14 protein-coding genes are annotated in these 13,338 nt (G+C 36.1%); 12 read left to right on the top strand and 2 right to left on the bottom strand.

The window, feature by feature from the left end; genetic code table 11:
- The first annotated feature begins 1 nt into the window (after nt 1).
- The 6 genes from atpE to ACN1CD_RS11540 all read left to right on the top strand — a co-directional run bounded on the left by atpE (nt 2) and on the right by ACN1CD_RS11540 (nt 5,508).
- The gene (gene atpE, locus ACN1CD_RS11565; protein ID WP_029287406.1) at nt 2–214 is read left to right on the top strand and encodes an ATP synthase F0 subunit C; all 213 of its coding nucleotides are present in this window, start codon (nt 2–4) and stop codon (nt 212–214) included.
- 86 nt (nt 215–300) lie between these two features.
- Nucleotides 301–795 (top strand): F0F1 ATP synthase subunit B, encoded by a 495-nt coding sequence (gene atpF / locus ACN1CD_RS11560; RefSeq protein WP_419130549.1) that lies wholly within the window; start codon nt 301–303, stop codon nt 793–795.
- Between the two features lie 92 nt (nt 796–887).
- Complete coding sequence (atpH, locus tag ACN1CD_RS11555) at nt 888–1,427, top strand: ATP synthase F1 subunit delta (RefSeq protein WP_419130548.1); 540 nt, start codon at nt 888–890, stop codon at nt 1,425–1,427.
- Nucleotides 1,428–1,624: 197 nt separating this feature from the next.
- Nucleotides 1,625–3,199 (top strand): F0F1 ATP synthase subunit alpha, encoded by a 1,575-nt coding sequence (atpA, locus tag ACN1CD_RS11550; protein ID WP_419130547.1) that lies wholly within the window; start codon nt 1,625–1,627, stop codon nt 3,197–3,199.
- 87 nt (nt 3,200–3,286) lie between these two features.
- Nucleotides 3,287–4,174, top strand: coding sequence for an ATP synthase F1 subunit gamma (atpG, locus tag ACN1CD_RS11545; protein WP_419130546.1), 888 nt, complete (start codon nt 3,287–3,289; stop codon nt 4,172–4,174).
- A 206-nt stretch (nt 4,175–4,380) separates the two neighbouring features.
- The gene (locus ACN1CD_RS11540; RefSeq protein WP_419130545.1) at nt 4,381–5,508 is read left to right on the top strand and encodes an ATP-binding protein; all 1,128 of its coding nucleotides are present in this window, start codon (nt 4,381–4,383) and stop codon (nt 5,506–5,508) included.
- A 130-nt stretch (nt 5,509–5,638) separates the two neighbouring features.
- Here the strand turns inward: ACN1CD_RS11540 and ACN1CD_RS11535 are convergent, their stop codons facing one another.
- Nucleotides 5,639–6,343, bottom strand: a complete 705-nt coding sequence (locus ACN1CD_RS11535; RefSeq protein ID WP_419130544.1) for a hypothetical protein — start codon at nt 6,341–6,343, stop codon at nt 5,639–5,641.
- 357 nt (nt 6,344–6,700) lie between these two features.
- Between ACN1CD_RS11535 and ACN1CD_RS11530 the strand changes: the two genes are divergently transcribed.
- From ACN1CD_RS11530 to ACN1CD_RS11520, 3 genes are all read left to right on the top strand, one after another.
- Nucleotides 6,701–7,465: a 5'-nucleotidase, lipoprotein e(P4) family gene (locus ACN1CD_RS11530; RefSeq protein ID WP_419130543.1), complete on the top strand. Its 765-nt coding sequence runs from the start codon at nt 6,701–6,703 to the stop codon at nt 7,463–7,465.
- Nucleotides 7,466–7,522: 57 nt separating this feature from the next.
- Entirely contained in the window at nt 7,523–7,741 is a 219-nt protein-coding gene (locus ACN1CD_RS11525) for a hypothetical protein (RefSeq protein ID WP_320464455.1), read from the top strand.
- Nucleotides 7,742–8,062: 321 nt separating this feature from the next.
- Nucleotides 8,063–8,956, top strand: a complete 894-nt coding sequence (locus tag ACN1CD_RS11520; RefSeq protein ID WP_419130542.1) for a DUF4349 domain-containing protein — start codon at nt 8,063–8,065, stop codon at nt 8,954–8,956.
- 468 nt (nt 8,957–9,424) lie between these two features.
- Here the strand turns inward: ACN1CD_RS11520 and ruvC are convergent, their stop codons facing one another.
- Nucleotides 9,425–10,012: a crossover junction endodeoxyribonuclease RuvC gene (ruvC, locus tag ACN1CD_RS11515; RefSeq protein ID WP_419130541.1), complete on the bottom strand. Its 588-nt coding sequence runs from the start codon at nt 10,010–10,012 to the stop codon at nt 9,425–9,427.
- A gap of 41 nt (nt 10,013–10,053) precedes the next feature.
- On the opposite strand from ruvC, the gene ACN1CD_RS11510 reads away from it, so the two are divergent.
- The 3 genes from ACN1CD_RS11510 to ACN1CD_RS11500 are packed head-to-tail and all read left to right on the top strand — an operon-like array spanning nt 10,054 to nt 13,288.
- The gene (locus ACN1CD_RS11510) at nt 10,054–11,031 is read left to right on the top strand and encodes a hypothetical protein (RefSeq protein ID WP_419130540.1); all 978 of its coding nucleotides are present in this window, start codon (nt 10,054–10,056) and stop codon (nt 11,029–11,031) included.
- Complete coding sequence (locus ACN1CD_RS11505; protein WP_419130539.1) at nt 11,009–12,145, top strand: glycosyltransferase family 2 protein; 1,137 nt, start codon at nt 11,009–11,011, stop codon at nt 12,143–12,145. The genes ACN1CD_RS11510 and ACN1CD_RS11505 overlap by 23 nt, the downstream gene beginning before the upstream one ends.
- Nucleotides 12,146–13,288 carry an ABC transporter permease gene (locus ACN1CD_RS11500; RefSeq protein ID WP_419130538.1) on the top strand — a complete coding sequence of 381 codons (1,143 nt, stop codon included), beginning with the start codon at nt 12,146–12,148 and terminating at the stop codon, nt 13,286–13,288.
- Nucleotides 13,289–13,338: the final 50 nt, after the last annotated feature.

Below are 13,338 nucleotides of genomic sequence, written 5' to 3'. Positions count from 1 at the left end.
TATGGTAGGTTCAATCGCGGCAATTGGTGCCGGTTTAGCAGTTATTGGTGCCGGTATCGGTATCGGTCATGTAGGTGGCAAAGCAATGGAAGGTATTGCTCGTCAACCTGAGGCTGCATCAAAAATTCAAACTGCAATGATTATCGCTGCTGCCCTTATTGAGGGTGCTGCTTTATTCGGCGTAGTAGTTGCATTATTAGGCTTAGGCGTATAATAGCAAACTGGAATTTATAAACCGGGAATTCAACGATTGGTTGTTTTCCCGGTTTTAACTAGAAATTAAGTAAAAAAATATATACAATGGAATTAGTAACCCCAAGCATTGGATTGGTATTCTGGACGGCACTTGCCTTTATCTGCTTATTAATATTACTTAGAAAGTTGGCATGGAAACCTATTTTGGGTGCCATCCACGATCGTGAGCAGAGCATTGATGAAGCATTGAATAAAGCTGAACTGGCTAAACAGGAAATGATTCGTTTAACTACTCAAAACCAGGATTTAATGCAACAGGCACGTGCAGAACGTGACGAGATTCTGAAGGAAGCTAAAACACTTAAAGATGGTATTTTAAATGAGGCTAAAAAACAGGCTCAGTTAGAAGGTGCTAAATTGATTGAAAAAGCTAAGATCGAAATTGAGAATCAAAAGAAAGTAGCTTTAGCAGAAGTGAAAGGTCAGGTTTCTACATTATCGTTAGAAATTGCTGAACGTGTTTTGCGTAATCAGTTGGATGACAAAGCAAAACAAGAAGCTTTAGTTGCTAATTTGTTAAAAGACGTTGAATTAAACTAGTTTTGAGAAAATAGATTGGAGACATTAGATATTAGGTTTGAGATTGATTCTCACATCTTCCATCTCACATCTCACGTCTCACACCTAAAAATATGTCAGAAATTAAAGTTGCAGGCAGGTACGCTAAATCATTAATCGATCTATCCGTTGAAAATAACGTGTTAGCCGAATCATATAATGATATGGTTTTGTTTGAGAAAGTGGTCGATGATACCCCTGAACTGGAAGCGATACTTAAAAATCCAATTGTACCTCTTGATAAAAAAATAGGGATCTTAAACGGTATCTTCGCAGGTAAAGTAAGCAAATTAACCCTTACCTTTTTTAAGGTTGTGGTAAGTAAAGGGCGTTCTTCCATATTATTTACTACTGCAAAGCAATTTGTACAACAATACAATCAGATTAAAGGTATTGTTACTGCTGATGTAATCAGTGCTACTGCATTGAGTGCCGAGGCAAAAGAGCAGATTGTTGCAACAGTAAAAAGAGAACTAGGTGCTAAAGAGGTTATCTTTAATGAAAAAGTTAATGATAAACTAATTGGCGGTTTTATTTTAAAGGTTGGCGATAAGCAGTTTGATGCTAGTATTGCCAGCAGTTTAAGTAAGCTGAAGAAAGAATTAGCGCATTAGCACCAGGCATTTGTAGAAGGCGTTAAGCGCTGAAAGCAAATTGTCAAACCGGAAAATAGAAACATTATGCACAAGGTAAAAAGCATTAATTGCTGATTACCAAGTCTACAATAAAAAGGATGCGCTAAGCGTGTGGCATTGAAGGCCAACCGCCATGCGCCAAGCACTAAACATTTACAAAAAGATATAAATAGATTATGGTAGAGGTAAGACCAGACGAAGTATCGGCAATTATCAGACAGCAATTGGCAGGCTTCAAATCAGAAACCGAACTGGAAGAAGTTGGTACCGTATTGCAAGTGGGCGACGGTATTGCCCGTGTTTACGGTTTAACTAAAGTTCAATCGGGTGAGTTGGTTGAATTTGCAAACGGCCTGCAAGGCATTGTATTAAACCTTGAAGAAGATAACGTTGGTGTGGTACTTTTAGGTGCTTCAGACGAGATTAAAGAAGGTGATACCATTAAACGCACCAAAAAAATTGCCTCTATTAAAGTTGGTGAAGGTATGCTTGGTCGTGTAGTAAATACATTAGGAGAGCCTTTAGATGGTAAAGGTCCAATCTTAGGTGAAACTTACGAAATGCCTTTAGAGCGTAAAGCACCAGGTGTAATTTATCGTCAGCCGGTAAATGAGCCTTTACAAACTGGTATTAAAGCAATCGATGCAATGATTCCAATCGGTCGTGGTCAGCGTGAGTTGGTTATTGGCGATCGTCAGATTGGTAAAACTGCCGTTTGTATTGATACCATTATCAACCAAAAAGAATTTTATGAAGCAGGCGAACCTGTGTTCTGTATTTATGTAGCTATTGGTCAGAAAAACTCTACCGTAGCAAACATTGTACGTACACTAGAGGAAAACGGCGCTTTACCATATACAGTTGTTGTTGCTGCTTCGGCTGCTGATCCTGCTCCAATGCAGTTTTATGCTCCATTTGCTGGTGCTGCAATTGGTGAGTTTTTCCGTGATACAGGTAGACCAGCATTAATTGTTTATGATGATTTATCTAAACAAGCTGTAGCTTACCGTGAAGTATCTTTATTACTTCGTCGTCCACCGGGCCGTGAAGCATATCCAGGTGACGTTTTCTACTTACACAGTCGTTTGTTAGAAAGAGCTGCAAAAATTAATTCGAACGATGATATTGCTAAGGCGATGAACGATTTACCAGAATCTATCAGACACATTGTTAAGGGTGGTGGTTCATTAACAGCTTTACCAATTATCGAAACTCAAGCAGGTGACGTTTCCGCCTATATTCCAACTAACGTAATTTCGATTACTGATGGTCAGATTTTCTTAGAGTCGAACTTATTCAACTCAGGTATTCGTCCGGCTATTAACGTAGGTATTTCGGTATCACGTGTGGGTGGTAATGCGCAGATTAAATCGATGAAAAAAGTAGCTGGTACTTTGAAGTTAGATCAGGCACAATATCGTGAATTAGAGGCTTTCTCTAAATTCGGTTCTGATTTAGATGCTGCAACAAAATCGGTTTTAGATAAAGGTGCACGTAACGTACAAATGTTAAAGCAAGCACAGTTTACGCCTTTTACAGTTGAGAAACAAGTTGCAATTGTTTACGCTGGTACTAAAAACTTAATGCGTAGCGTACCGGTTGATAAAGTAAAAGAATTCGAAACTGAATATTTAACTCAATTGGAAATGCGTCATCCTGAAACTTTAGCAGCACTTAAAGCAGGGAAGTTTGATGATACCATCACTGGTGTTTTAGATACGGTAGCAAAAGAGATCTCAAGTAAATACTAATTAGATACAAGTAGCGAGTATCAGGTATCAAGACTGCTAAACAAATTTAATCTTGATACTTGATACTTAATACTCGATACTTAAAGAATGGCTAATTTAAAAGAAGTAAGAAACCGAATTGCATCGGTACAATCAACACAGCAGATTACCAAAGCTATGAAAATGGTTTCGGCGGCTAAGTTGAAACGTGCAACCAATGCAATTATCGCTTTACGTCCTTACGCAACTAAACTAAAAGAAATCTTAGAAAATCTTTCAGCAAGTTTAGAGGGTTCTTCATCACCTTTTATTGAAGAGCGTGAGCCCAATAAGGTTTTAATTGTTACTGTATCATCAAACCGTGGTTTAGCTGGTGCATTTAACATGAACGTAATTAAAGCGGCCAATAATTTAATTGCCGAAAAATATAGCGAACAGTTGAAAAACGGTAACGTTAGCATTATTTCAATCGGTAAGAAAACACAGGATTTTTACGAAAAACGTAACTACAACGTTATTGGTAATAACAATGAGGTTTATGCTGCTTTAACTTTCGAAAACGTTACTAAAATTACAGATGCTATTATGGCTGCCTTTATAAAAGGCGACTTTGATAAAGTAGAATTAGTTTACAACCGTTTTAAAAATGCGGCAGTACAATTTATTACCACTGAGCAGTTGTTGCCATTGCCTAAAGCTGAAGAAGTAACCAAAGTAAGTACAAAGGCTTCTAATGTTGATTATATTCTGGAACCATCGCAAGAAGAAATCGTTGAGCAGTTAATTCCAAAATCAATTAAAATTCAGTTATATAAAGCGGTGTTGGATTCTCATGCATCTGAGCATGGCGCACGTATGACATCAATGGATAAAGCAACTGAAAATGCTGGTGAATTGTTGAAAGCTTTAAAACTTTCTTATAACCAGGCACGTCAGGCAGCAATTACAACTGAGTTGACAGAGATTGTAAGTGGTGCAGCTGCATTAAATGGATAGAAAATAAAGTCAGGAATCGGAAGTATTTAGTCCAAAGTCTATATGTAAATGATAAGCCCATTTCTTAATTGAGATGGGTTTTTTTATTTAATAAATTATTCTAATCCAAAATTATCATGTTTATTCTGGAATGTAATCCAAAATTATTATGTTTATTTTGGAATGTAATCCGAAATTATTATACTTTTGTATAAATGTAACATACTATGATTGTTAGAAACCAGATCAATTATGCTTTGGCTCGCCTTTTTAAAGGAAAAGCTTTTATTGTCTTTGGGCCACGGCAATCGGGTAAAACTACCTTTGTAGAACAATTACTGGTTAAGTTAGATAAAAAGACATTATACCTTAACGGAGATGATGCTGATGTTAGAGAAACCTTGGCTAAACCAAATGCAGCACAGATTGAACTGATGTTAAGCAGTTACGAAGTGCTTTTTATAGATGAGGCACAACGTATAACTGATGTTGGATTATTAATTAAAATTATAGTAGATCGCTTCAAAAACGTTCAGGTGATTGCTACTGGTTCATCTGCCTTTGAATTGTCTGGTAAAATTAATGAGCCATTAACAGGCAGGAAATATGAGATGATGTTGCTGCCATTCTCTTACGCTGAGTTGGTAAATGATACGGATTTTCTTACAGAGGAGCGATCTATAGAACAACGTTTAGTCTACGGTTCTTATCCTGAAATCGTTAATGATCCGCAAAATGCAGAAGAGCATTTAAAACTGCTGGCAGATAGCTATTTGTACAAGGATTTGTTCGCGCTAGAAGACGTAAAAAAACCACTGCTTTTTGAGAAAATTGTAAAAGCCCTGGCTTTACAGGTTGGTAGCGAAGTAAACTTTTCGGAATTGGCTCAATTGGTTAAAGCCGACCAAAAAACAGTGGATAAATACATTGATCTATTGGAAAAAGCTTTTGTGATTTTTGTTCTGCCTGCCTTTTCGGGCAATGTGCGTAATGAGATAAAAAAAAATAAGAAAATCTATTTTTACGATACCGGTATTGTAAATGCAATTACCCGGAATTTTAATCCGATAGCCAATAGAAATGATGTTGGCGCACTGTTTGAAAATTACATGATTAGTGAACGCAAAAAGTATCTGCAACAGAATCAAATAGAGGCGGAGTTGTTCTTTTGGCGAACCACTCAACAGCAAGAGATAGATTATATTGAGAAAAGAACAGATAAACTTTTGGCTGTAGAATTTAAGTGGAATGAAAAAGCAAAGGATAAAATCCCGGTAACTTTTACTAAAGCTTATGCTGATGCAGAAACATTGCTGGTGTCAAAAAATGATAGGGGAAGCTTTTTGAAAGGTTAACATTTACTCTCCCCCTATGCATTTAAACCCCCATTCCTAAATTGAAATGAGGTTTTTATAATAATGAAGCTTTGTAATATAAGAGCAAATGTATTATACCTTGATAAGATCAAAGTTAAGGTGTTCTCTTCTATAAAATTGTGTCATATTTACTCATAACTAATCTCAGATATCCATTTTCTAGTTTCTTACTTTCATTCTTTTCGTTGAAAACGATAGCATTAAATTTAGCTTCTAAAATGTAAGTGCCAGAATTTAATTTTCTTAAGCTTGTGATTTCAAATTTTGAATTTTTTTGAGCATCTGAACTTAATTGAGATGGCATTCTAAATGATTCTGAACCGTAAGTTCTAAAACCATCAGAAATAGTTAAAGCAATACCATTTTGTATATTATCCCGTTCATAATCTAAAGCATAGTTTCTCGATCCAACAGTAAATAAATCCATGATGTTTTTTGGTCTCAAAATTAAGGATTGCAGCATTGCAGCTTTACTATAAGTTTTAATAAATATTACATCAACCTTCTGCCTGTCACTGCTAAATCCATATTTTCTGGAGTATAAAACAGAATCCTTAATGCCTGATATGTAATAAGCATTATTTACTATTGAATCCACTTTCGAATAGGGTTGACGATTGCCAGCACTATAAAAACTGGAAGATTCAGTTTTGTTATATGTAACCCCATTAATGCTATATGAGATACTATCTTTTGCATACTCAAGAGGATCTTCTTTTGGTTCGATTGGTGGCTCAATGATGGTGCTATCCTTCTTGCAGGAAGCAAAGCATAGCAAGACCATGCTAAAGCCTAGTAAGTGTTTAAATTTCATAATAATGATTTCTTTTGTGTGTGCTCAAAGCTATAAAAAAATACAAACTAAGAAGATGGGAAAAGACATAATATAAATATTTATCAGTGATGCTACTTAACTTATTTAAATGTTATTTTCTTCGAAACTGTTTAAGTTTCATAAATGAAGATCAACTTGCGAAGTTTTGGTGGCTTTTGCTGTGGGAAATACTTCGAAAGTTTTATGGTACTGTCATCAAAACTTACGAAATTCTTCAACCCACAGGCTATTGAAATTTCGTAAGTTGATAAATTATAATTTTTAGACAGGTTCTTCGGGAATTAAATGATATTGTATAATTAGATTCTTAATACCTTTGCCTTTTAATTTTAAAAAATGAAAAAATATATCTTTCTGGTTTTAGCACTCGCTCCAATTTTTGTTAAAGCTCAAAGTCCAGCCCGGGATTATACCAATGCGGTGCTTTGGCAACAAACATCAGGCGAGTACAGGGCTTTATGTTTTCAGGCTTATAATTTTGCTCGTTTGTCATTAAAAGAGTCCTTATGGGCAGATACCAGTACAAAACCGAACTGTATTGTTGTTGATATTGATGAAACAGTTTTAGATAATTCAGCATTTCAAGGTCATGAAATTAAAAAAGGTTTAAGTTATGCCGCTGCAGATTGGACTGAGTGGACTAGCCTCGCTAAGGCAGATACCGTTCCTGGCGCTTTAGCATTTTTAAAGTTCGCAGCTTCTAAAAATATAGAAACCTTTTACATTAGTAACCGAGATGAAAAAGATTACGCTGCAACATTAAAGAACCTCCAGGCTTTTGGATTTCCATTTGCAGATGATGCTCATCTGATTGTATCTAAAGGTAATTCGAATAAAGAACCACGCAGGCAAAAAGTTGTGGAAACTCATAATATTTTAATGTTTTGTGGCGATAATTTAAGTGATTTTTCTAATGTTTTCTACCGCGAAAACAAAAATACAGCCGAACAAGTTAATGTAAATCAGGCGCTTTTTGGGAGCAAGTATATTGTGTTGCCAAATCCAATGTATGGCGACTGGGAAAAACCTTTATATCAGGGAGAAAAACTAAATGATAAGGATAAAGCAAAACAGCGTTTAGAACGATTAAAAAGTTACTAAGTATTTGTAATTATTCAGCAATAAGTATTACTTTTGCTGCATCATAAAAATAAGATTATGGAAAATAACGAATTAAAGCACAATACAAAAAGTATGCAAACGGCTAATCAGCCAGGAATTTATAAGTTAATGATTTTTGGTGTACTGATTTGTATGGTGGGTACTTATGCTCGTTTTGCATTTGATTCTTGGGTATTATCTTTAGTTTCCTGGATTATTTTATTTATCGGAGCAATCATCGCAATTAAAGGGGTATTTAAAATTTTAGACGCTTAAAATATTTTTCTCTACATATAAGAGCCAATTATGTTAAAAACGTAATTGGCTTTTTTTTGTTAAAACATTTTTTATTAATAATTTTTGAAAACGGAAGTATGGTTTTACCCAACCCGCTACTTTTTAAATTATTCTTTCCATTTATGGAATTTTCTTGAAAAAATCATCAAGAAACAAACGCTTTTATCAGTTGGGTTACCTTAATCTATTTTTTGTATAAAGAGAAACACGATGTGATAAACTAACCAAAAAACGTCGAAACTTTGAATGGCCATTTGAAGCAAATATTTAAAATGATTACTTTATTAGAACCATAAAATCATGAAAAGGAATATAATTGCTATTGCCATAATTTTAACAATTTTTGGCTGTCAAAATGCAAATAAAAGCAATGAAAGTGTTGCATCTACGCAAGAAATGGTAATCCCGGATGCAGCAACTGCAGACACTACGGCTACCGAAAAAATTGTGAAAACTGCAGACATGCGGTTTAGGGTAAAAGATGTACAAAGCACAAAAGAAAAGTTAAGCCAGACCATCAAAAATCAAGGAGGCACAGTTTCGGAGTTTTCTATTCAGAGTGTAATTCAAGAAACGGAAAAGGTTAAGCAATCTACCGATTCACTTAAAGAAATCACCTCTTATAAAACAGAGGGCTACCTTGTAGCTAAAGTTCCATCAGAAAAGTTGGATGAGTTTACCAATACCATTGCAAAAATGGCAGTATTTGTAGATAATCAATCTTTAAAAATGGATGATCAAAGTATTAGCTATTTGACAAATAAACTTAAGGTAGATAATAGGAGAGAGGCTGTTGATCGAATTAATAAGTTGGCGACGAAGAAAAGCCCAAATGTAGAAACATCTCTTGTTATTAAAGACGATTACATAGACAAGAAAATGCAAAATATGCTAATCGATAGTCGGGTAAAATACAGCACCATAACCCTTAATTTTTATCAGGATAATACCATTAAAACCATGGTTGTTGCCAACGATAATATTTATGATTACAAACCTGACTTTGGAAATCGACTTAGGCTAGGTATAGTAAATGGTTGGACTATCTTTAAAGAAATCATCCTTGCATTGGCAAACCTTTGGATGTTAGTTTTAGTAGGAATTGGAGTGTTTTTTACGATCAGGTATTTTATTAGGAAAGATAAAATTACCAGAGATTTGGCAACAAAGAATTTGGTTGATAGTCGGAAATAATCCCCTAAGAAACTCTTTATTACGAAGTGCGAAGCAAACTTACAAGAACTGTTAGATTAAACCCAGGGCTTTTAAGATTGCTTCGTGCCTACCATTGATGTGATTGCTTAAATAACTAAAAATCAATTAATTAATAAAAATTAACCTTCAGCATGACGAATTGGTTAGTGCATCCCTCGAGGAAATCCCTTTGCAACGGATCGTCCTCCTGAACTTGATTCAGGATCTTACCAAAATAGGTGCTGAACTAAATTTACTGCGTAGCTTTCCGCTGCGCTACAGGTCAGCATGACGAATCGGTTAGTACATTCCTCAAGAAATACATTTTGCGATGAATCGTCTTCCTGAACTTGATTCAAGATCTTACCTAAATAGGTGCTGAACTAAATTTACTGCGTAGCTTTCCGCTGCGCTACAGGTCAGCATGACGAATCGGTTAGTATATCCATCGAGAAATTTCGATAAGATCTACTTCTTTGCCTTTATTTCCAATCCCTTAACCTTTGTTTTATTATCGCTCACAAAAGATTCCCAGCCAGAATACGATTTAGATTTTCCACCTGAAGTTATTTTCTGAAAAGAATGGCAAACGGCAACTGCTAATCCATCTGTGGCATCTAAAAACGCTGGTGTTTCCTTAAAATTCAGTAAACGTTGTAACATTGCCGCAACCTGTTCCTTAGTTGCATTTCCACTTCCGGTGATAGATTGTTTAATTTTTCGTGGAGAGTATTCGGTAACTGAAATATTCCTGGATAGGGCCGCTGCAATAGCAATTCCCTGTGCCCGGCCAAGTTTTAAAAGTACCTGAATGTTTTTTCCATAGAATGGCGCCTCTATGGCCAGAACATCAGGTTTGTATTCATCAATAAGTACAACTGTTTTTTCAAAAATACGTTGAAGTTTTAGAAACGGATCATCAAGATGCGTCATTTTCACCACGCCCATACTAATTAATTCTGTTTTATTTCCCTTTTCTAAAATTATGCCATAACCCATCACCGCCGTACCAGGGTCTATACCCATAATTACCCGTTCCTTTTTTTCATTCAACATTACAGCAATATTAAGCATATTTGCAAACTAAAAAGATAATCTTGACAGACAAGAACAAAAAAATATTTTCACTCCTTATTAAAGCTGCCATTGTTGTATTTGCTTTTTGGTTTATTTACCATAAGCTGGTGGCAAATGAAAATCTGCACAATTTCAAAATACTGTTAACAGATATTCCACAGGTAGAAATTATTGTTGTGATTGGTCTGGTTTTGGTATTGATGCTGGTGAATTGGTTTTTAGAGGCCGCTAAGTGGAAGAGGCTGATGACCCATATCGAGCGCATTAGTTTCTATCGTGCAGTTGAATCGGTTTTCTGTGGACTAACCTTAGCGATCTTTACACCTAATCGTTTGGGTGAATATGGGGGGCGTGTATTTTTCCTCTCCCCTAAACGGCGGATTGTTGGAATTGTAGCCATGACGGTTGGGAATATCGGGCAGTTGGTGCTTACCAATGTGTTTGGCGCAATCGCTGCTTGCTTTTTTGTTTATCAGTTTGTACCCATAGATAATCTGGTTTTTACCGCGCTTGTGGTTTTGGCCTTGATATTTTGCCTGTTTTTTATCGTTTTTTATTTCAACATCCAATGGTTAAATGGCATACTACTATCCTTTAAGTTTACCAGAAAATATAAAAAATTCTACAGCATTTTAAAGCGGTACAGAAAAGCCGAATTATTCAGGATTATACTTTTCTGCTTCGCTCGTTATGCCGTTTTCAGCTCTCAATATTTTATTCTTTTTGCATGGCTGATTCCAGGTTTAAATTATCTGGATATCGTAATGATGACCTGCCTGTTGTTCTTCATTCAATCTGCTTTGCCATCTTTAGATTTGTTCGACGTTGGCATTAGAAGCATTACGGCAGTAGAATTATTTAAGCACATTACCGATCAACATGTGGCTGTGATTGCATGTACAGCAAGCATTTGGCTAATTAATATTATTATTCCTGCTATATTAGGCACATATTTCGTTTTTAAACTCAATTTTTTTGGAATTTCTAAGTCTAACTAGTTTATTATCTGCTACGCTAACCCTCGTTTATGGTTTTCTAGTGCTCACATTTATAAGAGGTTGGCACAAACTTGTTAATTTTCATCCAAATGAAATTAAACCTGAAACCAAAGTTTCGATCATTGTAGCTGCTCGTGATGAAGAATTAATTATTACCAGGACAATTGAAGATCTGGTTGCTCAGCATTATCCAAAGCACTTAATGGAAATTATTTTTATTGATGACCATTCAACCGACCGAACTGCAGAGATTGTATTGGCATACGCAGATAAAGGAGTGAAACTAATTAGATTGAATGAAGATCAGGCACTTAATTCTTATAAGAAAAAAGCGATACAAACTGCAATAGGAACATGTTCCGGAGATTTAATCATTACCACTGATGCTGATTGCCGAATGGGAGAACACTGGCTTTCTACCATTGTAAATTATTATGAAAAGCAGGATTATAAAATGATTTCTTCGCCTGTGGCATATTTTGAAGAGAAAAGCTTATTCGAACGTTTGCAGTCTCTGGAATTCCTTTATCTGATTGGCCTTGGTGCTTCTACAATTGGCAATAAACAGCCATCAACCTGCAATGGTGCAAATTTAGCATACGAGAAAAAGACTTTTTACGAAGTTGGCGGTTTCCAGGGAATTGATGATCTCGCCTCGGGAGATGATGAGTTATTGCTCCATAAAATTGCAGCAAAATACCCCGACAAGATTGGGTTTCTCAAAAACAGAGAGGCGATTGTGTACACGCATGCGAAAGAAAATCTTCAATCTTTTTTACAGCAACGAAAAAGATGGGCTTCTAAAAGTACCCGGTATAAAAATAAGGCCATCATTGTTTTAGGTGTTTTTGTTTGGGTTTTCAATGTGAGTATACTGGCTAATTTCTTTGCCGGACTGTTTTTTCCAGGCCTTTTAATGGTAACATTCTATCAATTGATAGTTAAAATGATTTTAGAAAGCTTATTTTTATGGGATGTTACGGGCTTTGCGAAGCGACGAAGCTTACTCATCTTAATCCCTTTTTTAACTGTTCTACACATTCTTTATATGGTATATATCGGCATTGCCGGAAATAGTGGCAAATACAACTGGAAAGGTAGAATGGTTAGGTAAATGGATAATAGCCCATCGAGAAAAGTTTGGTTAAAATTTAAAAGAAATAGGTTGGCGTTCGCTGGCCTGATTTTTATTTTGCTTTTAATGGCGATGGGAATTTTGGGCTATGTTATAATACCCGTTGATTCCCCCGATGCCAATACGCAAACGGTTCAGATTAGTAAAGAGCCAATGGGGGCTAAGTTTAAGTTTTTAATTATCCAGGAATATCCAAATGTTGATAAGGCGGGCTTTTTTGAAAGGATGTTTTACGGGCAAAAACCCAGATTTAAGAGCATCCCCATTACGTCTTACAAAATAAAGGGCGATCGTGTTTTGGTTCATGAATATATTGGGAAAGAAGAAACCAGTAAAGAATCAATATATAGTCTGAAAGAACTCTGTAACAATTGCACTAGTCCAAGTAAGTCAGGAACACCTGAACAGCGCTTTGAAAAATCGAACATCTACGAACAAAAGTTTCTTTTAGGTACAGATATATATGGCCGTGATTTATTAAGCCGATTGATTTTAGGTATAAGGGTTTCACTATCCGTTGGCTTAATGGCGGTATTAATTTCACTTTTTATTGGTATAAGTTTAGGTGCCATTGCCGGCTATTTTGGTGGAAGAGTAGATGCTGCAATTAGCTGGTTCATGAATGTAGTTTGGTCTCTACCATCATTGCTGCTGGTTATTGCCATTTCTTTTGCCTTAGGGAAAGGTTTCTGGCAGATTTTTATTGCGGTGGGTTTATCTACCTGGGTAGATGTAGCACGATTAGTGCGTGGTCAGGTAATGGCTTTGAAAGAAGTAGAGTTTGTTGAGGCCGCCAGGGCTTTGGGTTTTAGTACAAGCAGAACAATTATTAAACACATTTTACCCAACATCGCCGGACCTATCCTTGTGGTGGCTTCATCTAACTTTGCGTCAGCGATTTTGTTAGAAACAGGATTAAGCTTTTTGGGTTTTGGTGCACAGCCGCCAATGCCGAGTTGGGGTGGCATGATTAAAGAGCATTATGGCTATATTATTATGGATGCAGCCTACTTAGCGGTTTTACCAGGGTTAGCCATTATGTTAACGGTTTATGCTTTTAATGTTTTGGCAATCGGCCTTCGAGATGCATTTGATGTAAAAGGGCAGAATGTAACGGTGTAGGACTATGATTTTCTTGATTAAATGATGGCTATGATTTTTAGGGTATGATT

This window comes from Pedobacter sp. N23S346 (assembly GCF_048515415.1).
Taxonomy (GTDB): domain Bacteria; phylum Bacteroidota; class Bacteroidia; order Sphingobacteriales; family Sphingobacteriaceae; genus Pedobacter.
The sequence above is the reverse complement of the archived record's forward strand: the minus strand, read 5'-3'. Positions and strand labels throughout refer to the sequence as shown.